The organism is Pseudomonas sp. 1176_21 (assembly GCF_052850635.1).
Window position 1 is genome coordinate 505,802 of sequence record NZ_VXCV01000002.1, and the last position, 23,808, is coordinate 529,609.

General features: G+C 62.1%; 23 protein-coding genes. 3 read left to right on the forward strand and 20 right to left on the reverse strand.

What is annotated here, in order from left to right; all coding sequences use genetic code 11:
- Positions 1-121 precede the first annotated feature (121 nt).
- Positions 122-1,522 carry a dihydrolipoyl dehydrogenase gene (lpdA, locus tag FW760_RS07370; protein ID WP_116052433.1) on the forward strand — a complete coding sequence of 467 codons (1,401 nt, stop codon included), beginning with the start codon at positions 122-124 and terminating at the stop codon, positions 1,520-1,522.
- 77 nt (positions 1,523-1,599) lie between these two features.
- Here lpdA and hcnC read toward each other — a convergent pair whose 3' ends face one another.
- From hcnC to hcnA, 3 genes are read right to left on the reverse strand one after another with little or no spacing between them, the layout of a single operon-like run.
- Complete coding sequence (gene hcnC, locus FW760_RS07375) at positions 1,600-2,844, reverse strand: cyanide-forming glycine dehydrogenase subunit HcnC (RefSeq protein ID WP_043861506.1); 1,245 nt, start codon at positions 2,842-2,844, stop codon at positions 1,600-1,602.
- Positions 2,841-4,244, reverse strand: a complete 1,404-nt coding sequence (gene hcnB, locus FW760_RS07380; RefSeq protein ID WP_446443713.1) for a cyanide-forming glycine dehydrogenase subunit HcnB — start codon at positions 4,242-4,244, stop codon at positions 2,841-2,843. The genes hcnC and hcnB overlap by 4 nt, the downstream gene beginning before the upstream one ends.
- Positions 4,241-4,555 (reverse strand): cyanide-forming glycine dehydrogenase subunit HcnA, encoded by a 315-nt coding sequence (gene hcnA, locus FW760_RS07385; protein WP_043861504.1) that lies wholly within the window; start codon positions 4,553-4,555, stop codon positions 4,241-4,243. The genes hcnB and hcnA overlap by 4 nt, the downstream gene beginning before the upstream one ends.
- A 176-nt stretch (positions 4,556-4,731) precedes the next feature.
- On the opposite strand from hcnA, the gene FW760_RS07390 reads away from it, so the two are divergent.
- Positions 4,732-6,945, forward strand: coding sequence for an LTA synthase family protein (locus FW760_RS07390; protein WP_229589187.1), 2,214 nt, complete (start codon positions 4,732-4,734; stop codon positions 6,943-6,945).
- A gap of 140 nt (positions 6,946-7,085) precedes the next feature.
- On the opposite strand, the gene FW760_RS07395 is transcribed toward FW760_RS07390, so the two are convergent.
- From FW760_RS07395 to FW760_RS07410, 4 genes are read right to left on the reverse strand one after another with little or no spacing between them, the layout of a single operon-like run.
- A complete protein-coding gene (locus FW760_RS07395; protein ID WP_100634880.1) occupies positions 7,086-8,303 on the reverse strand; it encodes a pyridoxal phosphate-dependent aminotransferase in 1,218 nt (405 codons plus the stop codon).
- On the reverse strand, positions 8,300-8,929 hold the full coding sequence (locus FW760_RS07400) for an RraA family protein (protein WP_116052434.1): 630 nt from the start codon (positions 8,927-8,929) through the stop codon (positions 8,300-8,302). The genes FW760_RS07395 and FW760_RS07400 overlap by 4 nt, the downstream gene beginning before the upstream one ends.
- On the reverse strand, positions 8,926-9,591 hold the full coding sequence (locus FW760_RS07405) for an RraA family protein (protein WP_100634884.1): 666 nt from the start codon (positions 9,589-9,591) through the stop codon (positions 8,926-8,928). Before FW760_RS07405 ends, FW760_RS07400 begins: the two co-directional genes overlap by 4 nt.
- Before the next feature lies 1 nt (position 9,592).
- On the reverse strand, positions 9,593-10,255 hold the full coding sequence (locus FW760_RS07410) for an RraA family protein (RefSeq protein ID WP_116052435.1): 663 nt from the start codon (positions 10,253-10,255) through the stop codon (positions 9,593-9,595).
- 108 nt (positions 10,256-10,363) lie between these two features.
- On the opposite strand from FW760_RS07410, the gene FW760_RS07415 reads away from it, so the two are divergent.
- On the forward strand, positions 10,364-11,266 hold the full coding sequence (locus FW760_RS07415; RefSeq protein ID WP_058541968.1) for a LysR substrate-binding domain-containing protein: 903 nt from the start codon (positions 10,364-10,366) through the stop codon (positions 11,264-11,266).
- Positions 11,267-11,363: 97 nt separating this feature from the next.
- On the opposite strand, the gene glmS is transcribed toward FW760_RS07415, so the two are convergent.
- From glmS to FW760_RS07480, 13 genes are all read right to left on the reverse strand, one after another.
- Positions 11,364-13,199, reverse strand: a complete 1,836-nt coding sequence (gene glmS, locus FW760_RS07420) for a glutamine--fructose-6-phosphate transaminase (isomerizing) (RefSeq protein WP_043860659.1) — start codon at positions 13,197-13,199, stop codon at positions 11,364-11,366.
- Positions 13,200-13,210: 11 nt separating this feature from the next.
- Positions 13,211-13,978 (reverse strand): DeoR/GlpR family DNA-binding transcription regulator, encoded by a 768-nt coding sequence (locus tag FW760_RS07425; RefSeq protein WP_043860660.1) that lies wholly within the window; start codon positions 13,976-13,978, stop codon positions 13,211-13,213.
- 191 nt (positions 13,979-14,169) lie between these two features.
- A complete protein-coding gene (gene glmU, locus FW760_RS07430; protein ID WP_054916062.1) occupies positions 14,170-15,537 on the reverse strand; it encodes a bifunctional UDP-N-acetylglucosamine diphosphorylase/glucosamine-1-phosphate N-acetyltransferase GlmU in 1,368 nt (455 codons plus the stop codon).
- Positions 15,538-15,664: 127 nt separating this feature from the next.
- Positions 15,665-16,084, reverse strand: coding sequence for a F0F1 ATP synthase subunit epsilon (locus FW760_RS07435; protein ID WP_043860662.1), 420 nt, complete (start codon positions 16,082-16,084; stop codon positions 15,665-15,667).
- Positions 16,085-16,128: 44 nt separating this feature from the next.
- The gene (atpD, locus tag FW760_RS07440; RefSeq protein ID WP_043860663.1) at positions 16,129-17,505 is read right to left on the reverse strand and encodes a F0F1 ATP synthase subunit beta; all 1,377 of its coding nucleotides are present in this window, start codon (positions 17,503-17,505) and stop codon (positions 16,129-16,131) included.
- 27 nt (positions 17,506-17,532) lie between these two features.
- A complete protein-coding gene (atpG, locus tag FW760_RS07445; RefSeq protein ID WP_054916061.1) occupies positions 17,533-18,393 on the reverse strand; it encodes a F0F1 ATP synthase subunit gamma in 861 nt (286 codons plus the stop codon).
- Positions 18,394-18,443: 50 nt separating this feature from the next.
- Positions 18,444-19,988, reverse strand: a complete 1,545-nt coding sequence (gene atpA, locus FW760_RS07450; protein WP_043860665.1) for a F0F1 ATP synthase subunit alpha — start codon at positions 19,986-19,988, stop codon at positions 18,444-18,446.
- 21 nt (positions 19,989-20,009) lie between these two features.
- Positions 20,010-20,546 carry a F0F1 ATP synthase subunit delta gene (locus FW760_RS07455; protein WP_043860666.1) on the reverse strand — a complete coding sequence of 179 codons (537 nt, stop codon included), beginning with the start codon at positions 20,544-20,546 and terminating at the stop codon, positions 20,010-20,012.
- A 12-nt stretch (positions 20,547-20,558) separates the two neighbouring features.
- Positions 20,559-21,029 (reverse strand): F0F1 ATP synthase subunit B, encoded by a 471-nt coding sequence (locus tag FW760_RS07460; RefSeq protein WP_043860667.1) that lies wholly within the window; start codon positions 21,027-21,029, stop codon positions 20,559-20,561.
- Between the two features lie 57 nt (positions 21,030-21,086).
- On the reverse strand, positions 21,087-21,344 hold the full coding sequence (gene atpE / locus FW760_RS07465) for a F0F1 ATP synthase subunit C (RefSeq protein WP_003097235.1): 258 nt from the start codon (positions 21,342-21,344) through the stop codon (positions 21,087-21,089).
- A gap of 142 nt (positions 21,345-21,486) precedes the next feature.
- Positions 21,487-22,356: a F0F1 ATP synthase subunit A gene (atpB, locus tag FW760_RS07470; protein WP_043860668.1), complete on the reverse strand. Its 870-nt coding sequence runs from the start codon at positions 22,354-22,356 to the stop codon at positions 21,487-21,489.
- A 16-nt stretch (positions 22,357-22,372) separates the two neighbouring features.
- Positions 22,373-22,780 (reverse strand): F0F1 ATP synthase subunit I, encoded by a 408-nt coding sequence (locus tag FW760_RS07475; RefSeq protein ID WP_043860669.1) that lies wholly within the window; start codon positions 22,778-22,780, stop codon positions 22,373-22,375.
- A 149-nt stretch (positions 22,781-22,929) separates the two neighbouring features.
- The gene (locus FW760_RS07480) at positions 22,930-23,802 is read right to left on the reverse strand and encodes a ParB/RepB/Spo0J family partition protein (protein WP_043860670.1); all 873 of its coding nucleotides are present in this window, start codon (positions 23,800-23,802) and stop codon (positions 22,930-22,932) included.
- Positions 23,803-23,808: the final 6 nt, after the last annotated feature.

Below are 23,808 nucleotides of genomic sequence, written 5' to 3' on the forward strand. Positions count from 1 at the left end.
CATGCCGGACTATCGTCGTAGACCGGCCGATGCAAAAAGGTAGTGGCATAAATTGTATACAACCTCCAGATCGGCCCCTAACCTTGGCGGCATTGTCGATTCTTCATCCGGGAGTACAACAATGAAAACCTATGATGTCGTGATCATCGGCGGCGGCCCTGGCGGCTACAACGCTGCCATTCGCGCAGGCCAGCTGGGCCTGAGCGTGGCCTGTGTCGAAGGTCGCCCGACCCTCGGTGGCACCTGCCTGAACGTTGGCTGCATGCCGTCCAAGGCCCTGCTGCATGCCTCCGAACTCTACGAAGCGGCTGCCGGCAGCGAGTTCGCCAACCTCGGTATCGAGGTCAAGCCAAGCCTGAACCTGGCGCAGATGATGAAACAGAAGGACGAGAGCGTCGCGGGCCTGACCAAGGGCATCGAGTTCCTGTTTCGCAAGAACAAGGTCGACTGGATCAAGGGCTGGGGCCAGCTCGATGGCGTGGGCAAGGTCAAGGTCACCGATGACCAGGGCGTCGTCACCGAACTGCAGGCCAAGGACATCGTCATCGCGACCGGGTCCGAGCCGACTCCGCTGCCCGGCGTGACCATCGACAACCAGCGTATCATCGACTCCACCGGCGCCCTCGCCCTGCCCCAGGTGCCCAAACACCTGGTGGTGATCGGCGCGGGCGTGATCGGGCTGGAGCTGGGCTCGGTGTGGCGCCGCCTCGGTAGCCAGGTCACCGTGGTGGAATACCTCGACCGCATCTGCCCCGGCACCGACGAAGAAACCGCCAAGACCCTGCAGCGCGCATTGGCCAAGCAAGGTATGAGCTTCAAGCTGGGCAGCAAGGTGACCCAGGCCACGCCGTCGGCCGAAGGTGTCAGCCTGACCCTCGAACCGGCCGCCGGCGGCACCGCCGAAACCCTGCAGGCCGACTACGTGCTGGTCGCCATCGGCCGTCGCCCCTACACCCAGGGCCTGGGCCTGGAAACGGTAGGCCTGCAGATCGACAAGCGCGGCATGCTCGAGAACCAAGGCCATCGCACCAGCGTGCCGGGCGTGTGGGTGATCGGCGACGTCACCAGCGGCCCGATGCTCGCCCACAAGGCCGAAGACGAAGCCATCGCCTGCATCGAGCGCATCCACGGCAAGGCCCACGAAGTGAACTACGGGCTGATCCCGGGGGTGATCTACACCCGCCCCGAACTGGCCAGCGTGGGCAAGACCGAAGAGCAGCTCAAGGCCGAAGGCCGCGCCTACAAGGTCGGCAAGTTCCCGTTCATGGCCAACAGCCGGGCCAAGATCAACCACGAGACCGAAGGCTTCGCCAAGGTGCTGGCCGATGCCGAAACCGACGAGGTACTCGGCGTGCACCTGGTTGGCCCGTGCGTCAGCGAGATGATCGGTGAGTACTGCGTGGCCATGGAGTTCTCGGCCTCGGCCGAAGACATCGCCCTCACCTGCCACCCGCACCCGACTCGCTCCGAGGCCTTGCGCCAGGCGGCGATGAACGTCGAAGGCATGGCCATGCAGATCTGACCCCGGTCAGCCTGCACGCTTGATCCGTGCGCCTGAACCGACGGCGACCATCACCGCAGGTTCAGGCACGCACCGGGTCAGGCCTGGGCGGCTTTGGGCTGAGTACCGAAGCGGTCCGCGAGGAACGGCGTCAGGTCCAGCGGCAGTGCCTCCTCATGCAGCACCTTGTCGATCAGCACGCCAGTGATCGCCGAGGTCAGGATGCCGGTACGAAAGTGCCCACAGGCATTGAGGTAGCCACTCACGCTCTGCACCGGGCCGAGAATCGGCAGCTCGTCCGGCGAACCGGGACGCAGTCCTGCCCAGCTGCGCTTGAGGTTGATCTGCGCCAGCTCCGGAATGCAGCGCACCGCGCCCTGCACCAGACCGTTGATTTCCGGATAGGTGGTGGTGACGTCGAAGCCCTTGTCTTCGGTGGTACTGCCGATCAGGATCTCACCGTTGTCCTTCTGCGCCATGTAGCAATCGGCGGTGGTCAGGCAGCCCTGCAGCAGCTTGGGCATGCGCTCGGTGAGCAGGATCTGGCCCTTGACCGGCTTGACCGGAATGCTCAGGCCGGTGGCCATCTCGCTCAGTTCTGCCGCCCAGGCGCCGCCGGCGTTGATCAGGGTCTGGCAGTGAAACTCGCCTTCCACGTCGGTCTTGACCCCCACCACCCGGTCGCCCTGGTGCAGCACGCCGGTGACGTTGGTGTTGAGGAACAGGTCGACGCCGTTCTGCCGCGCACCTTCGGTGTAGGCATCGGCCAGACGGAACGGGCTGACCTGGTGATCGCACAGGAACTCCAGCGCGCCGTGGGCATGGTGGCTGACGGCTGGCTCGGCCTTGCGCAGGGCATCGCGGTCGAGCCAGCGAACCTCGTGGGCCAGGTGCGGGATCTGCGCGACGATATGCTCGGCGTACAGGCGGTCCTCGTCGTCGTAGATCACGTACTTGAGGCCGGTGCGCTCGAACTTGAAGTCCATGCCGTGGCGCTCCATCAGTTCCTGGTGCAGGCCGGGGTACAAGGCATTGGATTGCAGCGCGAAGTCGAAGAACGACTGCGGCAGGATGTGCGGGGTGCTGGAATCGACCGCCACGGCGGCGCCGTTGGCTTCGCGCTTGTGCTTTTGCGACATCATGCGAAAGAAGATCACCCCACAGCCCAGGCCGACCGATTCGCCGATCGCCCACAACCCGCCCGCCGAGGCGCGGGTAGCGTTGCCGGGGCGCTTGGCGTCGATCAGCGCGATCCTGAGGTTGCCACGCTTGGACAACTGGTAGGCGCAGGAAGCGCCGATCACACCGCCGCCGGCGATGACCACATCATAGGTTCTGTTCATGCTTCAGCTTCCGTGCCGAGGTTCTTGAATGCGGAGAAAGGGATCGGGTCGATGGGGAACCGCGGGCGCAGCCAGCCCACATCGGCACGCCCGGTGGCCTGGCGCAGGCGATCGTTGCAGTAGCCCACGCACATGCGGCCCTGGCAATCGCCCATGCTCACGCGGGTGCGCATCTTCAGCCCGGCCATGTCCTGTACACCCTGCTCCAGGGCGCGGTCGATGTCGCTGCGGGTGACGTGCTCGCAGCGGCAGATGACGGTGTCGGGTGCGGGCAGCGTGATCTGCTCAGTGCCGCGCAGTGTGTAGCGGTCTACCCCGGCACGAAAGCGCTTGATCGCGGCCAGCTTGCCCAGGTAGCGCTCGCGCAGGTCCAGCGCCTGTTCGGGGGTGATGACCTGAGCCTGGTGCAGGATCGACACGGCGGCGATGCGCCCGGTGAGCATCGCGGCTTCGCCACCGCGAATCCCGCCCATGTCACCGGCCAGGTGAATGTGCGGCTCGCTGCTCTGTTGCCACACGTTACTTTCGGCGCGCAGGTAGCCGTCTTCGTTGAAGCCGTGGGCCAGGCCCATCTGCTGACTGAGCTGGGTGCGCGGAATGAAGCCGTAGCCCACGGCCAGGGTCTGCGCCGAGACGCGCTGCACACGGCTGATGTCCGGCTGCCAGTTGTCACTGTAGGGGGCCAGGCGCACTTCGGTGAGTTCGCCCTCGCCGTTGGCACCTACCACGCCCCAGCCGTAGTTCATGGGGATACCGTTGAGCTTCAGATAACCGAGCATGCTCAGGCCGTCGAGAAACAGCTGCGGCTTGTTCAGCAGCGCCAGGCTTTCCTTGGCGATCTTGCCGAAGGCACATGCCTCGTACACCCCTTCCACCTTGACCCCGGCCGCGTGCAGTTGGCATGCCACCAGGGGCAGCAGCGGGCCGGTGCCGGCGATGACGGTGGTGCCCAGCGGCTTGACCACGCCGCTCTTGATCTGCAACTGCAGACCGCCCAGCAGCATCACGCCGGGCAGGGTCCAGCCGGGGAACGGCACGTTGCGCTCATGGCAGCCGGCGGACAGTACCAGGTGGCTGTATTCCACTTCGTGCAGCTGCTCGTCGCTGTCCAGCACCATCAGGCGGTTGCCGCCTTCGCCCCCGACCACACGGGTTTCCAGGCGCACGTCGATGCGCTCGGCACAATCGGCGAACTCTTCGTGCAGGGTGTTCAGCGCGCTGGCATAACGCTTGCCCAGGTAGCCCAGGTCGACGCCGCTGCGCAAAGGGCCGCGATAGACCACCCCGCCCAGACGCGAAGCTTCGTCGAACAGCACGCTGGAGACGCCATGCCGGGTCAGTTCGATGGCAGCCGCCATGCCTGCCGAACCGCCGCCGACTATTACCGGACGCAGGCTCATTCGACACCCTCCACGTCGAAGCGGTTGACCCCGGTTTCGACCTGCATGCCCGGCTTGACGATGGTCTGGCAGGCGCGGCGCTTGGGGCGACCGTTGATCGACACCAGGCAGCAGTGGCACACGCCCATGCCGCAGAAGGCACCCGTGACCTGGCCATGGTCGTTGCGCGCCACCTGGCGCAGGCCCACCGCGTGCAGCACGTTGAGCACGCTTTCGCCTGCCGCGGCCGGTACCGGCCGCCCGTTGAGCTCGATGGTCATGTCTGCCCGCGACAGGGGCTGAATATCATGATTGCGGTCCATTGACTGCATTGCGTTTCATCCTTGAAAAGAGTGGCAGGAACCCACCACGGTAAGCCATGAAGGCGCATTCGACATTGATCCAGGCCAGAAAACTGGGTTTCGACTTGTTGCCGGAATGCTGTGGAGATGTACTGCACTTGGTACCATCACCACATTTACATGACGACATGATGACGAACGCCCCCGTGAAACGTATCTATCGCTGGTTGCAGCACCCTCGCGCTTCGCTCGCCGCCCTGTTCGGGCTGCTGGTGGTGGTTCCTGTATGCCTGCGCGTGGCGAACGGCTGGGCCGATCCGCTGGGGTACCTGTCCGACGTGGGCCTCGGTGGAGCACTGGTCGTTCTGCTGTACCGTCGTCCGGTATGGCTGGCAGTGCCCGTGGTGCTGGCGTGGGGAGTGCTGAGCCTGGCCAGTGCCGAGCTGGTGGCCGCAGTAGGCCGATTGCCGACCCCGGCCGACCTGCACTACCTCACCGATGTGCAGTTCATGGAAAACTCCGCCGGTGGCAGCCTGGCCAACCCTGGCTTCGCCATTGCCCTGGGGCTTGGCCTGCTGTTGTGGCTTGCGACCCGCTGGGCGGCCCGGGCCAGACCCGTCGCGCCATTGCCGCGGCACCTGTGGGCGGTGCCCGTGACCTGCCTGCTGGTGCATGCCGGTACCCAGGCCTGGGAACCTGCCGAAGCGGACGAGTGGCAGGTGTTCAACCTGCCACATCAATTGCTGGCGGTAGGCGTGGGTGAAAGCCAGGCGCGTATCGAAGACTGGCTGGAGGCCGATGTGGTCGACCCACCCGTGGCCATGGCCGGCCTGACCCGCCTGGACCTGAGCGGCAAGCCGCTGCTCGACGCGCCCGGCAGCGCGCGCAACGTTCTGGTGGTCGCGCTGGAAGGCATCCCGGGGGCTTACCTGGACATCAACCGACGCACCCTCAACCCCGCCTACCAGGAACACCTGATGCCCAAGCTGAGCGCCTGGGCCGAACGCGGCATGAACACCCCCGACTACGTGCTGCATACCCACCAGACCATCCGTGGCCTCTACGCCATGCTGTGTGGTGACTACGACAAGCTCGACAACGGTACCCCCAAGGGGGTCGAGATGCTGACGCAGAACCAGCGCAACCAGGAATGCCTGCCGGCGCAATTGCGCGAACATGGCTTCAGCACGCACTACCTGCAGGGTGCCGGGCTGCGCTTCATGGCCAAGGACAAGATCATGCCGCACATCGGCTTCGATACCACCCTGGGCCTGGACTGGTTCAAGAACCCCAACTACCTGGACTTCCCGTGGGGCAAGGACGACAAGGCGTTTTTCGAAGGCGCGCTGGACTATGTCGGCCAACTGCAGAAGCAGCCTGAACCGTGGATGCTCACCCTGCTGACCGTGGGCACCCACCAGCCCTATTCCGCGCCGGCGGAGTACCTCGAACGCTACGCCACGCCCAAGCAGGCGGCAGTGGCCTACCTCGACGACGCTGTGGATAACTTTCTTGCCGGGCTGGAACGTCAGGGGGTACTCAAGGACACCCTGGTGGTGATCACCTCGGACGAATCCCATGGCATCGACGGTGTACGCCTGGCGTCTTCGTGGGGCTTCAACCTGATGCTGGCGCCCGAGCAGGCACAACTGCCACAGGTGAAATCCGGCGTGTACGGTCACGTCGACCTGACCGCATCGGTGCTCGACTACTTCGGCTTCCCGGTGCCCAACGCCCTCAGCGGGCGTTCGCTGCTGCGCGACTATGACAACGGGCGTGAAATCATGTCGTTCACCAACGGCAAGCTGCGCTATCACGATGGCAATGCCACCTTCACCGAATGCGATTTCCAGCAGCGCTGCCGGTCGTATGCCAGTACCGGCTTCATTGCCGAACGCGCCAACCTGACAGATCGCTTCCGTGGCCAGCGGGCACGCCAGGTGCAGGCGCGCGCCAGCGCACTGGATCAATCAGTGATGGGCTCACCGCTGAACCAGCACTACCAGTTCGGCAGTGCGACGGTGATCCCGCTGCAGCCGCAGATCAAGGATGACTGGGCCGACAACCTGATCGGCGCGCAGTACCTGGAGATGCCCAAGGGCTCGCACACCCGGGTACGCCTGACGGTACGCTCGGCCGACCCGCAGCAGAACGCCTATATCGTGCTCAAGACCAAGGAGTTCGAGCAGGAGGTGCTGGTGGGGCTACCTACCGAGGAGATGCTGGTCACGCCGGATCAGCCCCTGGAAATGGAGTTCACGTTCGACAACAACGAGTCGCGCAAGGCGTTCTCGTTCCACCTGCTGGGGCATGGGTTGGGGGCGGTCGAAGTGAGCGACTTCAGTGTGGTGACCGAAGCGCCGGGGCAGATTGATGAGCTGGATGAAACGCTGGCGCGGTTGAACGGCAAACCCAGTTGATTCCCTGATTGTCGGTGGACAGTTCACCGGCATTCAGCGCACAACGCGGCTGTTCAACCAGCAGAAGCGGCTGCCCGCTTTTTCCGGTGGAAGCGTGGCGCTGGAGCTGGTCGACACTGTGATAGCTTGAGGCACGCGCCTCAAGGGAGCTGACGTACGCTGTGGCAAAAACGACCGATGGCCTCGCAGGCCGCTCGCAGCGACAGGTCATCCAGCGCGTAGGCAATGCGCAGATAGCCCGGCAGGCCAAATGCGCTGCCCTGTACGACGGCAACATCGGCCTCATCCAGCAGCGCCAGCGCTACCGCCTCATCGTCGACCAGCGTGCGCCCGCCCGGGGAGCACTTGCCAATCAACCCCGTACAGTCGGCAAAGGCATAGAACGCACCCGCCGGAAGTTCGCAACGGATGCCTGGCGCCTGATTCAGCAGCGCTACCATGAAATCACGACGACGCTGGAACACTTCGCGGCTGTGGGCGATGAATGCCCTGGGGCCGTCCAGCGCGGCTATCGCCGCATGCTGGGAGATCGAACATGCCCCCGACGTCTGCTGACCTTGCAGCTTCTGCATCGCGTCGAGCAACCAGCGCGGCCCCGTGGCGAAGCCGATGCGCCAGCCGGTCATGGCGTAGGCCTTGGATACGCCGTTCATGGTCAGCGTGCGCGGCGCCAGCTGCGGTTCTACCTGGGCCAGGGTAAGAAAGTCGCGGCCATCGAAGATCAGATGCTCATAGATATCGTCCGCCAGGATCAACACCTGAGGGTGGGCCAGCAGGACCTTTGCCAGCGCTTCGAGCTCTGCACGGCTGTATACCGCACCGGTCGGGTTGGCGGGCGAGTTGAGAATGAGCCAGCGGGTCTTGGGGCCGATAGCACCTGACAATGCCTGCGGCGTCAGCTTGAAGCCTGACCCCGCACCACAAGCGACAATGCGCGGCTCGCCACCACACAGCTGAACCATTTCGGGATAGCTCACCCAGTACGGCGCGGGGACCACCACCTCGTCGCCCTCGTTCAGCGTCGCAGCCAGGGCATTGAAGATCACCTGCTTGCCGCCACTGCCTACCAGGGTGTCCTGCCAACCGACATCCAGACCATTTTCGCGCTGGAACTTGCGCGCGATCGCTTCGCGCAGAGCGCGAAGGCCCGCCACCTGGGTGTAGCGGGTGTGGCCACTATTGATGGCCTGTATGGCTGCGGCGCGGATATGTTCCGGGGTGTCGAAATCAGGTTCGCCGGCACACAGCGAGATGATGCTGCGCCCCTCGGCGCGCAGCACGGCTACACGGTCGATGATGGCGTAAGTCGCCGAAGGCCTGGCGGCCTCCAGGCGATGATTCAGGGCTTCAAGGCTCATGGCTGCTCCTGCGGCCGGGTCAGCCCAAGCAGATCGAGCGTGGTGTGACCTTCGCGCAGCCTGGCCATCAACAGCGCCTCCTTGTCCGCACGTTGCCGGCCTTCGCGCAGGGTGCGCTCCACAGCGGCGACCGGAATGATGATCACGCCATCCTCGTCGGCAACCACCAGGTCGCCGGCGCAGACCGGGGCGCCGCTGAAGACGAACGGCTTGCCCACCGAAGGCGCGGTGGCCTTCACCGTCCCCTTGACCGAGATACCTCGCGCAAACACCGCGAAACCTCGCGCCTGGAGCGCTGCAACATCCCGCACGCCGCCGTTGATCACCAGGCCGACGATGCCGGCGGTTTCTGCAGCCACGGTCAGTACCTCACCCCAGTAGCCGGCGACGAAATCGGCGGTATCACACACCAGCACGCTGCCGCGTGGCGCCTTGGCCACGGCCAGGTGCAGGCCAAGGTTGTCCCCCGGCGCGCACTGCAGCGGGTAGGCCGGCGCGGCAATGAATGCACCGGGCCAGACGGCCCGGATCTGCCGGTCAACCGCGCACGGCAGGCCCGAGGCCTCGTAAAGGGTGGAACTGCCAAGGGCCTTGGCGATGGGTTGATAATCGTGTGGAAGGCTCATGGCTGCTTGCTCTGCAGGGTGTGATAACCGAGGGCGGCCCGGGCTTGCCTGAGGCCTTTGCCACCGGCCAGTTGCTGACGAATCTGCGCCTCGACCTGCTCGATACGGTGTGCTGTGTCGGCGACTTCCCGGGCGCGGCTGCGCGGTACGATGACCACACCGTTGGCGTCGGCCACGACGATATCGCGGGCACAGGCCCGGGCAGTGCCAACCGACACCGGCTGGTTGACGGTAGCCACTTCCACGCGGTCCTTGCCGGTGCGCATGAAGCGGCCTTTGCTGAACATCGGGTAACCGTCACCCAGTGCCTTGTTCACATCACGGCAAACGCCGTCGATGACCGTTGCGGCGACACCACGGGCCAGTGCGTACTGGGTCATGATGTCGCCCCACACCGTGCAATCGGTGCGTCCTTGATTGGCGATCACCACGACATCACCCGGGGCCACGTCATCCATGAAGTCGCCAACCGTGCCTGGCGGAGTGCCTGCGCTGACGTACTGCACGGTGAAGGCCGGACCTACCAGCACCTGGTCGTAGTTGGCCAGCGGCGCAATGCCGAAGGCCTGGCCAGCAAGGCCCAATCTGTCCAGGGCATCGGAGACTCCAGGGGTATCCAGGCCATCGAACAACGCGACGAGGTCTTTATCGGACAGGCTCATTTCAGTGCTCCGCCTTGATGGCTTCGAATTGGGCGTCATGCATCACGTGTTCGACCGAGCGGCCCGCCCGCACGGCATCGAGCATGCCGGCCTGGCGCCGGTCTATCCGCTCGGCCAGGGCCAGAACCTGCTCAATGACAGCGGCTTGAATGAAAACGGTGCCGCATTCGTCGGCGATCACGTAGTCATCTTCTTCGACCTCCACGCCGGCCATGTGCACCTTGACCCCAGCGTCGACTTGAATGAGCCGATTGCGTGCGCTGATCATGGTTATGCCGCGGCCAAACACCGGGTAGCCGATGTCTGCATTGGCGCGGATATCGCGGCTGAAGCCATCGGTGACCGTGCCACGGATGCCCTTGCATCGCGCCGCATTGGCGAGGATGTCGCCCCAGCTGGAAACGCCCTGGAGGCCACCGGCAATGACCAGAACGCGATCATCGGTGGTGATTCGCTCCACCACCGGTGTAATCAGGTGAACGTCTGGCGCCGTTCCCTGCTTGGGGCCGAGCTGCACGGTGCTGGCACGGCCGACGATTTGCGGGCAGTTCCAGAGCGGCATCAGCCCGTTGGTGGCGCCAGGAAGTTCGAGGAAGTCCAGCGCGTCCGACACGGTGTTGGTGTCGAGCGCTGCCAGGCGTTCAAGCGTGGCTTTCAGGCTCATCGGTTGCAGACCTCTTGGGAGATGAGGCCTGAGTATCGACAAGGTGTTTTGATACGTATATTCCTAAGAAACTAAGCTTGTCATAGTCCTGACATATGGAAGCACACTGTGATCAATTTCCGCCTGATACGTCATCTCTGGTTGTTCCTGGCCGTTGCCGAGGACCAGAACTTCAGCCGCGCCGCCAGGCGCCTGGGCATGTCGCAGCCGCCGTTGACCGAACAGATCCAGGCCCTTGAACAGTCCTTGCGCGTGCAACTGTTCACCCGCTCGCGCCGCGGCGCGCAGCTCACCGCAGTTGGGGCGGCGATTCTGCCGGCGGTGCGCAAGTTTGCCGACCAGCTCGAGCGGCTCGAGCTGGCGGTGCATGAAGCCGTGGCCGGTCATGCTGGCGTGCTGACGATCGGGGCGATCACCTCGGCCATGATCGATGTGCTGCCGCCATTGATCGAGCGGTTCAAGCAGGACCACCCACTGATTACGGTATCGGTGCGGGAAATCGACAGTGCAGAAGCCATCCCTGCGCTGGAGGCTGGGGATATCGACATTGCCTTTGCGCGTCTGGAGGGGAACCTGGGCCGCCACCTGCAATCCATGCCGCTGTCCGAGGATCGTCTGGCGGTGGCGCTACCCAACGACCATCATCTGGCGAAGTGTGCGGCGATCAGCCTAGGGGCGCTTGCCGATGAAACCCTAGTGATGGCTTCACGGGATGTGAGCCCGGTGTACTTCGACTGCCTGGTGGGGTTATGCAAAGCCAGCGGTTTCGCGCCACGCATCGTGCACCAGGTGCGCTCGGTATCTTCCCAGGTGGCGTTCGTCAGCTGCGGCCAGGGCATCGCATTGGTGCCCGCCTCGATGGACAAGCTGGCCCCTGAAAACGTACTGGTCCGGCCGTTGCAGCCAGAAGTGAAGGTGGTCACCACCGCCGTGGCCTGGCACGACGGGCACAACAACCCGCTGGTCGAGGCGATGATCGATCAGGCCAGGCAAGGCTTGTTGATGGATTGAGCAGCCGCCGCACGGGTGCGCGGGGCAAGCAGGATCCGGGAAGGCGAACCTTCCCGGATCTTTTGGCGGTGTGGAGTGCCTGGGCCTGACCGGCCCCTTACTCCACCGTCACCGACTTGGCCAGGTTGCGGGGCTGGTCGACGTCGGTGCCCTTGAGCACGGCCACGTAGTACGACAGCAATTGCAGCGGGATGGTGTACAGGATCGGTGCCAGCGCATCGATGATGTGCGGCATGGCAATCACATGGGTGCCCTCGCCATTGCTCATGCCTGCCTTCTCGTCGGCGAACACGATCAGCTCGCCGCCACGGGCGCGCACTTCCTGCAGGTTGGACTTGAGCTTCTCCAGCAGCTCGTTGTTCGGTGCCACGGTAACGACCGGCATGTCGGCATCCACCAGCGCCAGCGGGCCGTGCTTGAGCTCGCCAGCCGGGTAGGCTTCGGCGTGGATGTAGGAGATTTCCTTGAGCTTGAGCGCCCCTTCCATCGCCACCGGGAACTGCGCGCCACGGCCCAGGAACAGGGTGTGATGCTTGTCGGCGAACAGCTCGGACGTCTTCTCGATGGTGGCGTCCATCGCCAGCGCTTCGCCCAGGCGTACCGGCAGACGACGCAGTTGCTCGACCAGTTCGGCTTCGACGCCAGCCGGCAAGGTGCCACGCACGCGCCCCAGCGACAGGGTCAGCAACATCAGCGACACCAGCTGGGTGGTGAACGCCTTGGTCGAGGCCACGCCGATTTCCGGGCCGGCACGGGTCAGCAGGGTCAGGTCCGATTCACGCACCAGCGAGCTGATGCCGACGTTGCAGATGGCCAGGCTGGCAAGGAAGCCCAGCTCCTTGGCATTGCGCAGCGCCGCCAGGGTGTCGGCAGTTTCGCCCGACTGGGAAATCGACACGAACAGGGTGTCGGGCTGCACCACCACCTTGCGGTAGCGGAATTCACTGGCCACTTCGACCTGGCACGGAATGCCGGCCAGCTCTTCGAGCCAGTAACGCGCAACCATGCCCGCGTGGTAGCTGGTGCCACAGGCCACGATCTGTACATTGCGCACCTTGGGGAACAGCTCGGCCGCCTTGGGGCCGAAAGCCTGCACCAATACGTGATCCGAACCCAGGCGGTCTTCCAGGGTGCGCTGCACCACGGTGGGCTGCTCGTGGATTTCCTTGAGCATGAAATGGCGATAATGGCCCTTGTCGGCCGCTTCCGCGCCTTCGTGATACTGCACGGCCTCGCGTTGCACCGGCTGGCCATCGACGGCCCAGATGGTGATCTGGTCGCGGCGAATCTCGGCGATGTCGCCCTCCTCCAGGTACATGAAGCGGTCGGTGACCTGGCGCAGGGCCAACTGGTCGGAGGCCAGGAAGTTCTCGCCGTGGCCCAGGCCGATCACCAGCGGGCTGCCGCTGCGGGCGGCCAGCAGGCGGTCTGGCTGGCTGGCGCTGATAACCGCCAGGCCATACGCGCCATGCAGTTGCTTGACGGTCGCCTTGAGGGCGTCGGCCAGGTCCGGCAGGCTTTTAAGGGTGTGGTGCAGCAGGTGCACGATCACTTCGGTGTCGGTCTGCGAGGTGAATACGTAGCCCAGGCCCTTGAGCTGTTCACGCAGCACATCGTGGTTCTCGATGATGCCGTTGTGCACCACCGCCAGGTCGTGGCCGGAGAAATGCGGGTGTGCATTGCCTTCGGTTGGCGCGCCATGGGTCGCCCAGCGGGTGTGGGCGATACCCAGGTTGCCGACCAGCGGCTCGGCGGCAACGGCCGCTTCCAGCTCGCTGACCTTGCCGATGCGACGACGGCGTTCAAGGTGGCCCTGCTGGGTGAAGACAGCCAGGCCAGCACTGTCATAACCGCGGTATTCCAGGCGCTTGAGGCCTTCGATCAGGATGGTGGTGATGTTGCGTTCGGCGACGGCGCCCACGATTCCACACATAGATGTTGCTCCTAGCTGATAGCGGCACAGATGAGGTTGATGCCGCGGGCTTGAATTTGATCGCGTGCCTCCTGGGGCAGGCGTTCGTCGGTAATCAGGGTATTCACGCTGGCCCAGGGCAGCTCCAGGTTGGGAATCTTGCGCCCGACCTTGTCCGACTCGACCATCACGATCACTTCGCGGGCCACCTCGGCCATCACCCGGCTCAAGCCCAGCAATTCGTTAAAGGTGGTGGTGCCGCGCACCAGGTCGATACCATCGGCACCAATGAAAAGTTGGTCGAAATCGTAGGAGCGTAGTACCTGCTCGGCAACCTGGCCCTGGAACGATTCGGAATGCGGGTCCCAGGTGCCGCCGGTCATCAGCAGTACCGGTTCGTGTTCCAGTTCGCTCAAGGCACGGGCCACGTTCAGCGAGTTGGTCATCACCACCAGCCCCGGTTGCTGACCCAGTTCGGGGATCATCGAAGCCGTGGTGCTGCCGCTGTCGATGATGATGCGCGCATGCTCGCGAATCCGCGCCACGGCGGCACGAGCGATGGCCTGTTTGTAGAGAGAGACGCGCTGGCCTTGGTCGGCGAACAGTTCCTGAGGCAGGGTCACCGCGCCACCGTAGCGGCGCAGCAGCAGGCCGTTGGCCTCCAACGCGGCGAGGTCCTTGCGAATGGTGACTTCGGAGGTTTCGAAACGCTTGGCCAGTGCATCCACACTCACCTCGCCCTGCTCATGCAGCAAGGCCAGGATGTTATGGCGGCGTTGAGGTGTGTTTCGTTTCGACATGGGAAGTTAAGTTTCGATTCGAAAGATAATAACGCCAATCAAAACCTAAAGCTTTCATTTGGTCAAGCAGGCAATGAAATTTTTTCTGTGGATAAGGCGTTGCTGGGGTCAGGTTATCCACACCTGAGTGCCAGGCAAAAAAAAGCCGACTTATGCACAATGCGGTCGGCTTTTTCAGAGCTGTGGACAACTCAGCTCTTCTTGATCTTCTCTGGCCGTTTCCAGCCATCGATATTGCGCTGACGACCGCGGGCCACGCCCAACTGGCCAGCCTCGACCGTCTGGGTGATGGTGGACCCCGCAGCGGTGGTGGCTCCATCGAGGATATCCACAGGCGCCACCAGCGAGTTGTTGGAACCGATAAAGACATCCTCGCCCAGTACGGTACGGAATTTGTTGGCCCCGTCGTAGTTGCAGGTGATGGTGCCGGCGCCGATATTGGTGCGCGCCCCCACCTCGGCATCACCCAGGTAGGTCAGGTGGCCTGCTTTGGCACCTTCACCCAGGTGGGCATTCTTCAGTTCGACAAAGTTACCCACATGCGCACGGGCATCCAGCACGCTGCCCGGGCGCAGCCGCGCGAACGGACCGGCATCGCTGCCCTCGCCCAGCACGGCACCTTCGAGGTGGCTGTTGGCCTTGACCACTGCGCCCTTGCGCAGGGTACTGTTCTTGATCACGCAGTTCGGGCCGATGACCACGTCATCCTCGATCACCACGCGGCCTTCGAGGATAACGTTGACGTCGATGAGCACGTCACGCCCCACGATGACTTCGCCGCGCACGTCGAAACGCGCCGGGTCACGCAGGGTCACGCCCTGGGCCATCAGGCGACGACCTTCGCGCAATTGATAATGACGCTCCAGTTCGGCCAACTGACGACGGTCGTTGGCGCCCTGCACTTCCATCGGGTCCAGCGGCTGCTCGGTGGCCACCACCAGGCCGTCGGCCACTGCCATGGCGATCACGTCGGTCAGGTAGTACTCACCCTGTGCGTTGTGGTTCGACAGGCGGCCCAGCCACTCGGCCAACCGAGCCCCCGGTACGGCAAGGATGCCGGTGTTGCCTTCATTGATCGCCTTCTGTGCGTCGCTGGCATCCTTGTGCTCGACAATGGCAGCCACCTGGCCCTGGTCGTCGCGCACGATACGGCCGTAGCCGGTCGGGTCGGCCAGGGTCACAGTGAGCAGGCCCAGTTGCTGCGGGTTTACCCTGGCCAGCAAACGCTGCAGGGTGTCCACCTCGATCAGCGGTACATCGCCGTAGAGGATCAGCACGGTGTCGGCACTGAGCGCCGGCAAGGCCTGGGCCACGGCGTGGCCTGTGCCCAGCTGTTTGTCCTGCAACACGAAATTCAGGTCATCGGCAGCCAGTCGCTCGCGAACCAACTCGGCACCATGTCCGATCACCACGTGAATACCCTGGGGCTCGAGCTGGCGGGCGCTGTGGATAACATGGCCAAGCATCGAGTTGCCGGCGACCGGGTGCAGTACCTTGGGCACGGCCGAGCGCATGCGTGTGCCCTGGCCTGCCGCGAGAATAACGATATCGAGAGACATTGACTGGCTACCAAATCCGGGGAGAGGTCGATGAATGACCGAAATGAGATATGCAGAAAAAGAAAAAGGGTAGCCGAGGCTACCCTTTAACTCAATTGCGGCGAAAGCAATCGGCCTGTAGGCCGAATTACCTTCCCTTGCGCAACTGCTGGACGGTGCGCAGCTGAGCTGCGGCTTCGGCCAGACGTGCGGCAGCGGCGCCGTAGTCGAACTCCGCGCCTTTGGCGTTCAGGGCGTTCTCGGCAGCCTTGAGGGCTTCCTGGGCCTGAGCTTCGTCCAGGTCGGCAGCACGTTGCACGGTATCGGCAAGCACCTTGACCATGTTCGGCTGGACCTCGAGGAAACCACCAGAGATGTAGAACACCTCTTGGGCGCCACCCTGCTTGGTCAGCGTGATCGGACCAGGCTTCAGATTAGTGATCAGCGGGGCGTGGCCTGGAGCGATACCAAGATCACCCAGGTTGCCGTGCGCAATCACCATCTCGACCAGGCCGGAGAAGATCTCTCCTTCCGCGCTGACGATATCGCAATGGACTGTCATAGCCATCTGCTTGCCTCAACCTGATTAGCGCCCCTCGCGGGGCGCCGGGATTACAGTTTCTTGGCTTTCTCGACTGCTTCTTCGATGCCGCCGACCATGTAGAACGCTTGTTCTGGCAGGTGGTCGTAGTCACCGTTGAGGATGCCTTTGAAGCCAGCAATGGTGTCTTTCAGGGAAACGTATTTGCCTGGAGAACCGGTGAAGACTTCAGCCACGAAGAACGGCTGGGACAGGAAGCGCTGGATCTTACGAGCACGGGAAACCAGTTGCTTGTCGGTCTCGGACAGTTCGTCCATGCCCAGGATAGCAATGATGTCCTTCAGCTCTTTGTAGCGCTGCAGCACGTACTGAACGCCGCGAGCGGTTTCGTAGTGCTCGTTGCCGATCACGTTCGGGTCCAGCTGGCGCGAAGTCGAGTCCAGTGGATCGACCGCTGGGTAGATACCCAGGGAGGCGATGTCACGGGACAGTACGACGGTGGCGTCCAAGTGGGCGAAGGTGGTGGCTGGCGACGGGTCGGTCAGGTCGTCCGCAGGTACGTATACGGCCTGGATCGAGGTGATCGAACCTTCCTTGGTCGAAGTGATACGTTCTTGCAGAACGCCCATCTCTTCAGCCAGGGTCGGCTGGTAACCTACCGCCGAAGGCATACGGCCCAGCAGTGCGGATACTTCGGTACCGGCCAGGGTGTAACGATAGATGTTGTCGACGAACAGCAGAACGTCGTTACCTTCGTCACGGAACTTCTCGGCCATGGTCAGGCCGGTCAGCGCTACGCGCAGACGGTTTCCTGGTGGCTCGTTCATCTGACCGTAGACCAGCGCTACCTTGTCGAGAACGTTGGAGTCCTTCATCTCGTGGTAGAAGTCGTTACCCTCACGAGTACGCTCACCCACACCGGCGAACACGGAATAACCGCTGTGCTCGATGGCGATGTTACGGATCAGCTCCATCATGTTTACGGTCTTGCCTACACCGGCACCACCGAACAGACCAACTTTACCGCCTTTGGCAAACGGGCAGACCAGGTCGATAACCTTGATGCCGGTTTCCAGCAGGTCGTTGCCGCCTGCCTGGTCAGCGAACGAAGGCGCTTCGCGGTGAATGCCCCAGCGCTCTTCTTCACCGATCGGACCAGCTTCGTCGATCGGGTTGCCCAGCACGTCCATGATCCGGCCCAGGGTCGCTTTACCGACCGGTACGGAGATGGCTGCGCCGCTGTCGACGACGTCCAGACCGCGCTTCAAGCCTTCGGTCGAGCCCATCGCAATGGTACGGACCACGCCGTCGCCCAGCTGCTGCTGAACTTCCAGGGTGGTTTCCGCGCCTTGTACTTTCAGTGCGTTGTACACGCTCGGCACGCTGTCACGTGGGAATTCCACGTCGATGACGGCGCCGATGATTTGAACGATACGTCCGCTACTCATAGCTGGATCCTCTGAATATTTGAACCGTTAAACCGCGGCAGCGCCGCCGACGATTTCCGAGATCTCTTGGGTGATCGCAGCCTGACGCGCCTTGTTGTAGATCAGCTGCAATTCGCTGATCAGGTCGCCGGCGTTGTCGGTGGCGTTCTTCATTGCGATCATCCGCGCAGCTTGTTCGGCCGCGTTGTTCTCGACCACCGCCTGGTAGACCTGCGACTCCACGTAACGCACCATCAGGCCGTCCAGCAGCTCCTTGGCGTCAGGTTCGTAGAGGTAGTCCCAGTGGTGCTTGAGTTCTTGATCCGGGGTTGCAACCAACGGAATCAACTGCTCGACCGTTGGGGCTTGCGTCATGGTATTGATGAACTTGTTCGATACCACGGACAGACGATCGATACGACCATCCAGGTAAGCGTCCAGCATGACCTTGACGCTGCCGATCAGATCATTGATCGACGGCTCTTCGCCCAGGTGGCTGATCGCTGCAACGACGTTACCGCCGTAGCTGCGGAAAAACGCCGCACCTTTGCTGCCCACCACGCACAGGTCGATTTCGACCCCTTGCTCGCGGTTGGCTGCCATGTCCTTGACCAGGGCCTTGAACAGGTTGGTGTTCAAGCCGCCGCACAGACCACGGTCACTGCTCACAACCACATAACCGGCGCGCTTGACAGGGCGTTCGATCATGAAGGGGTGGCGGTATTCCGGGTTGGCGTTGGCCAGATGACCAATCACCTGGCGGATACGCTCCGCATAGGGACGGCTAGCAGCCATGCGCATTTGAGCCTTGCGCATCTTGCTGACCGCCACTTTTTCCATGGCGCTGGTAATTTTTTGCGTGCTTTTGATGCTCGCAATCTTACTGCGAATCTCTTTTGCGCCTGCCATGTAACACCTATCAGGTTAGCAAGCGGGGGCTGCAAAGCCCCCGCTGCGGCTTACCAGGTTTGGGTGGCCTTGAACTTCTCGATACCGGCTTTGATGCCAGCGTCGATTTCGTCGTTGAAGTCACCCTTCACGTTGATCTTCGCCATCAGTTCGGCGTGATCACGGTTGAAGAAAGCGATCAGCGCTTGTTCGAAGCTGCCGATCTTGGTGATTTCGACGTCGGTCAGGAACCCACGCTCAGCGGCATACAGCGACAGCGCCATGTCCGCGATGGACATTGGAGCGTATTGCTTCTGCTTCATCAGCTCGGTAACACGTTGACCGTGCTCGAGTTGCTTGCGGGTGGCTTCGTCCAGGTCAGAAGCGAACTGGGCGAATGCCGCCAGTTCACGGTACTGAGCCAGAGCGGTACGGATACCACCGGAGAGCTTCTTGATGATCTTGGTCTGAGCGGCACCACCTACACGGGATACCGAAACACCGGCGTTCACTGCAGGGCGGATGCCCGAGTTGAACATGGCCGATTCCAGGAAGATCTGACCGTCGGTGATCGAGATCACGTTGGTCGGAACGAACGCGGAAACGTCGCCAGCCTGGGTTTCGATGATCGGCAGTGCGGTCAGCGAGCCGGTCTTGCCAGTTACGGCACCGTTGGTGAACTTCTCTACGTACTCTTCGGAAACGCGCGATGCACGCTCCAGGAGGCGGGAGTGGAGATAGAACACGTCACCTGGGTATGCTTCGCGTCCTGGTGGACGGCGCAGCAGCAGGGAGATCTGACGGTAGGCAACAGCCTGCTTGGACAGGTCATCGTAGACGATCAGTGCGTCTTCGCCGCGGTCACGGAAGAACTCGCCCATGGTGCAACCGGCGTATGGCGCCAGGAATTGCAGTGCGGCGGATTCCGAAGCACTGGCAACCACCACGATGGTGTTGGCCAGGGCGCCGTTTTCTTCCAGCTTGCGAACGATGTTGGCAACGGTCGAACGCTTCTGGCCGACAGCAACATACACACAGAAAATACCGGAGTCTTTCTGGTTGATGATGGCGTCGATGGCCATGGCGGTCTTGCCGATCTGACGGTCACCGATGATCAGCTCACGCTGGCCACGGCCGACAGGGATCATGGCGTCAACCGATTTGTAGCCAGTCTGTACAGGCTGGTCTACCGATTTACGCCAGATAACGCCCGGTGCAACCTTTTCAACAGCGTCGGTCTCAGTGTTGTTCAGCGGACCTTTGCCATCAATTGGGTTACCCAGTGCGTCGACGACGCGACCCAGCAGTTCCTTACCAACCGGAACTTCGAGGATGCGGCCGGTGCACTTGGCGCTCATGCCTTCAGCGAGGGTGTCGTACGCGCCCAGTACTACCGCACCAACGGAGTCTTGCTCCAGGTTGAGGGCCATACCGAACACGCCGCCCGGAAACTCGATCATTTCGCCGTACATAGCGTCGGCCAGACCGTGAATCCGCACGATACCGTCAGAAACGCTGACGACAGTACCTTCGTTGCGGGCTTGGGAGGCTACATCGAGTTTCTCGATGCGGCCCTTGATGATTTCACTAATTTCGGAAGGATTGAGTTGCTGCATTGCTCTGCTGCCCCTTCAAACTCAAGATTTCAATGCTTCGGCCAGTTTCGCGATTTTGCCGCGTACTGAACCATCGATAACCAGGTCGCCGGCGCGGATTACGACACCACCGATCAGGCTGGCATCCTCCGTCGCGTGCAGGCGCACTTCCCGGCTGAGTCGTGCACTGAGAACCTTGGCGAGTTTGTCTTGCTGTTCTTGGTTCAACGCAAAAGCACTGGTGACTTCCACGTCCACGGATTTCTCTTGTTCGGCCTTGTACAGATCGAACAGAGCCGAAATCTCCGGCAACAGCAGGAGACGTTCGTTTTCCGCGGCAACATGAATGAAATTCTGTGCCTGTGCATCGAACTTGTCACCGCACACGTCAATAAACGCGGCGGCCTTTTCTGCGCTCGTCAGTCGCGGGGCCTTGAGCAGGCGCTGCATTGTGTCGTCTTGAGACACTGCAGCAGCCAGGCCGAGCATGGCTGACCAATTGGCCAGTTGCTGATGGGCCTGGGCGTGCTCAAAGGCCGCCTTAGCGTAAGGTCGGGCCAACGTGGTCAGTTCTGCCATGATCGCCCTCGCTTAAATTTCAGCGGCCAGTTTATTAACCAGCTCCGCATGCGCGTTTTGATCGATTGTGGCGCCAAGGATCTTTTCAGCACCGTTGACGGCCAGGCTACCCACTTGGGCGCGCAGCGCGTCTTTGACACCGTTCAGTTCCTGTTCGATCTCGGCTTGAGCCTGGGCCTTCACACGGTCAGCTTCGACGCGAGCCTGGTCACGGGCTTCCTCGACGATCTGGTTACCGCGTTTCTTGGCTTGCTCAATGATTTCGGCTGCCTGAGCTTTAGCTTCGCGCAGTTGCTGACCCGCTTTATCTTGGGCCAGCTCCAGGTCGCGAGCTGCTCGGTTGGCAGCGTCCAGTCCTTCCGCGATCTTCTTCTGACGTTCTTGCAAAGCCGCGATGACCGGAGGCCACACGAACTTCATGCAAAACAGTACAAAAATGAAGAACGCAACGGACTGGCCAATCAGGGTTGCATTAATGTTCACGCCAACACCTCGCTCGTTCTAAGTCCATCACACCAATCCACTCGAGAATTCGAGTGATTAGCCAGCGATTTGACCAACGAAGGGATTAGCGAAGGTGAAGAACAGAGCGATACCAACACCGATCATGGTCACGGCGTCGAGCAGACCGGCGACGATGAACATTTTGACTTGCAGCATCGGAACCATTTCTGGCTGGCGAGCAGCGCCTTCCAGGAACTTGCCGCCCAGCAGGCCGAAACCAATGGCGGTACCCAGGGCACCCAGGCCGATCAGCAGAGCAACAGCGATAGCGGTAAGACCAACTACAGTTTCCATCTTTCCTCCCGACTTTTACGTCGTATTGGTTAGGTTTTTTAGTTTGAAGCGGTAAAACAAAATCGTTTGGTACAGCTGCCCTTGCGGACTTTTTCGGCCTCCCCCCACCCCGGCGGAGAGGCCTCAGACACGCCAGGCGGTCTTAATGGTTATCTTCGTGAGCCATCGACAGGTAGACGATGGTAAGCATCATGAAGATGAACGCTTGCAGGGTGATGATCAGGATGTGGAACACAGCCCACGCCCATTGCAGCACCACGCCCAGGCCGCTCAGCCACAGCAGACCGGCACCGAACATCACGGCGATCAGGATGAACACCAGCTCGCCGGCATACATGTTGCCGAACAGACGCAGGGCCAGCGAGATCGGCTTGGCGATCAGGGTCACGAATTCCAGCAGGAAGTTGACCGGGATCAGCAGGATCTGGACGAAGATGTTCTTGCTGCCGAACGGGTGCAGGGTCAGCTCGCCGATGAAGCCGCCGATGCCCTTGACCTTGATGCTGTAGAAGATGATCAGCGCGAACACGCAGAAGGCCATCGCGATGGTGGCGTTCGGGTCGGTGGTGGATACGGCACGGAACGGGATGTGCGGATCACCGGAGATCAGCATCGCCAGTTGCGGGATCCAGTCGACCGGGATCAGGTCGACGGCGTTCATCAGGAACACCCACACGAAGATGGTCAGGGCCAGCGGTGCGATGACCGGGCTGCGGCCGTGGAACGAATCCTTGACGCTGCCGTTGACGAATTCGACCATCACCTCGACGAAGTTCTGCAGGCCGCCGGGTTGACCGGAAGTCGCTTTTTTCGCCGCCATGCGGAACAGGAGGATGAAGATCAGACCCAGCGCAACGGACCAACCCAGGGTGTCCACGTGGAACGCCCAGAAGCCCATTGCCTTGGCTTCTGCTGCGGAATGGGCAAAGCCCCAACCGCCGTCTGGTAATTGCCCGAAGGTCAAGTTCTGCAAGTGGTGCTGGATATAGCCCGAAGCGGTTTCTGCTGCCATGTTTGCCTCAAACGCCCTAAGGTCTCGAAAGTCTCGTTTTTATCAGCAGGGGCGCGAACCAGCTGACCAACTGGGTCAGCAAGAAGACGCCGAATACTGCTAATGGCGCCAATGGCTTCACTCCTGCGAACGTCAATGCGAACAGCACTGCCGTCAAAATCAATTTGCCTGCCTCGCCAGCGTAGAACGACTTGACGATGGCCTGCGCTGCCCTGGCGCCGGTGTAACGGAACGCCTTGTAGGCAAAGTACAGATTCGGCAGCCAGGCGATCAGTCCTCCGCAGAGTGCCGAATAGCCGCTGACCACCCCATGCCACTGCCACACCCCCAACGATGCCAGCAGCAACACGACAAATTGAGCGAACAGTACCGGAAAAACCGCCCAGCGATGGAAAGGCAAGCGGTTTGGCGTGCGGGTCTCCATCACAACTGCTCCTCGAAAGTCGACCAACCAGTCAGTAATGACTTGGCATAATTTGTGCCGACAAAATGCGCGCAGAGTATAGGGGCGCTTGGACCCCTATTCAACTGCTGGGTAGTGATTTCCGACTGCGCGCTACAAAGCGAATTGTTTCAGCGGATGTGAGCAAGCACGCCCTGCAACTCGTCCAGGGAGTTGTAACGGATCACCAACTGGCCTTTGCCCTTGTTGCCGTGACGGATCTGTACCGCCGAGCCCAGCCGCTCTGCCAGACGCTGTTCAAGGCGGGTGATGTCCGGATCGGGCTTGGCCGGCTCCACCGGCTCGGGCTTGCCGCTGAGCCACTGGCGAACCAGGGCTTCGGTCTGGCGTACGGTCAGGCCTCGTGCGACAACGTGTCGCGCCCCGTCGACCTGCTGTTCTTCAGGCAAACCGAGCAGCGCACGGGCATGACCCATCTCCAGGTCGCCGTGGGACAGCATGGTCTTGATGACTTCCGGCAGCGAGATCAGGCGCAGCAGGTTGGCCACGGTCACCCGCGACTTGCCCACAGCATCCGCGACCTGTTGCTGGGTCAGCTGGAACTCCTGCTGCAGGCGCTGCAGCGCGATGGCCTCTTCCACCGGGTTGAGGTCTTCGCGCTGGATGTTCTCGATCAGCGCCATGGCGATGGCGGTTTCATCCGGCACATCGCGCACCATCGCCGGGATGGTCTCCATGCCGGCCTGTTGGCTGGCGCGCCAGCGGCGTTCGCCGGCGATGATCTCGAAGCGGTCGTCGCCGATCGGGCGGACCACGATCGGCTGCATCACGCCCTGGCTCTTGATCGAATGCGCCAGTTCTTCAAGGGCCTGCGGGTCCATGTCCCGACGGGGCTGGTATTTGCCGCGCTGGATCAGGTCCAGCGGCAGGTGTTGCAGTTCTTTCTGGTCGACCTTGACAGCCTGCTCTTCGAGCGCGCTGACGGTAGGACCACTGAGCAGTGCATCCAACCCACGTCCGAGACCTCGTTTCTTAACGGCCATGCGGAT

What these genes read in the sequence shown, in the direction of transcription:
- hcnC (WP_043861506.1), bottom strand. Translation starts at nt 2,844, where the DNA reads ATGAACAGAACCTATGATGTGGTCATCGCCGGCGGCGGTGTGATCGGC.
- FW760_RS07400 (WP_116052434.1), bottom strand. Translation starts at nt 8,929, where the DNA reads ATGAGCCTTCCACACGATTATCAACCCATCGCCAAGGCCCTTGGCAGT.
- glmU (WP_054916062.1), bottom strand. Translation starts at nt 15,537, where the DNA reads ATGTCTCTCGATATCGTTATTCTCGCGGCAGGCCAGGGCACACGCATG.
- FW760_RS07435 (WP_043860662.1), bottom strand. Translation starts at nt 16,084, where the DNA reads ATGGCTATGACAGTCCATTGCGATATCGTCAGCGCGGAAGGAGAGATC.
- atpG (WP_054916061.1), bottom strand. Translation starts at nt 18,393, where the DNA reads ATGGCAGGCGCAAAAGAGATTCGCAGTAAGATTGCGAGCATCAAAAGC.
- atpD (WP_043860663.1), bottom strand. Translation starts at nt 17,505, where the DNA reads ATGAGTAGCGGACGTATCGTTCAAATCATCGGCGCCGTCATCGACGTG.
- FW760_RS07410 (WP_116052435.1), bottom strand. Translation starts at nt 10,255, where the DNA reads ATGAGCCTGAAAGCCACGCTTGAACGCCTGGCAGCGCTCGACACCAAC.
- FW760_RS07475 (WP_043860669.1), bottom strand. Translation starts at nt 22,780, where the DNA reads ATGGAGACCCGCACGCCAAACCGCTTGCCTTTCCATCGCTGGGCGGTT.
- glmS (WP_043860659.1), bottom strand. Translation starts at nt 13,199, where the DNA reads ATGTGTGGAATCGTGGGCGCCGTCGCCGAACGCAACATCACCACCATC.
- FW760_RS07395 (WP_100634880.1), bottom strand. Translation starts at nt 8,303, where the DNA reads ATGAGCCTTGAAGCCCTGAATCATCGCCTGGAGGCCGCCAGGCCTTCG.
- lpdA (WP_116052433.1), top strand. Translation starts at nt 122, where the DNA reads ATGAAAACCTATGATGTCGTGATCATCGGCGGCGGCCCTGGCGGCTAC.
- atpA (WP_043860665.1), bottom strand. Translation starts at nt 19,988, where the DNA reads ATGCAGCAACTCAATCCTTCCGAAATTAGTGAAATCATCAAGGGCCGC.
- FW760_RS07480 (WP_043860670.1), bottom strand. Translation starts at nt 23,802, where the DNA reads ATGGCCGTTAAGAAACGAGGTCTCGGACGTGGGTTGGATGCACTGCTC.
- atpB (WP_043860668.1), bottom strand. Translation starts at nt 22,356, where the DNA reads ATGGCAGCAGAAACCGCTTCGGGCTATATCCAGCACCACTTGCAGAAC.
- FW760_RS07405 (WP_100634884.1), bottom strand. Translation starts at nt 9,591, where the DNA reads ATGAGCCTGTCCGATAAAGACCTCGTCGCGTTGTTCGATGGCCTGGAT.
- FW760_RS07425 (WP_043860660.1), bottom strand. Translation starts at nt 13,978, where the DNA reads ATGTCGAAACGAAACACACCTCAACGCCGCCATAACATCCTGGCCTTG.
- FW760_RS07455 (WP_043860666.1), bottom strand. Translation starts at nt 20,546, where the DNA reads ATGGCAGAACTGACCACGTTGGCCCGACCTTACGCTAAGGCGGCCTTT.
- hcnB (WP_446443713.1), bottom strand. Translation starts at nt 4,244, where the DNA reads ATGAGCCTGCGTCCGGTAATAGTCGGCGGCGGTTCGGCAGGCATGGCG.
- atpE (WP_003097235.1), bottom strand. Translation starts at nt 21,344, where the DNA reads ATGGAAACTGTAGTTGGTCTTACCGCTATCGCTGTTGCTCTGCTGATC.
- hcnA (WP_043861504.1), bottom strand. Translation starts at nt 4,555, where the DNA reads ATGCAGTCAATGGACCGCAATCATGATATTCAGCCCCTGTCGCGGGCA.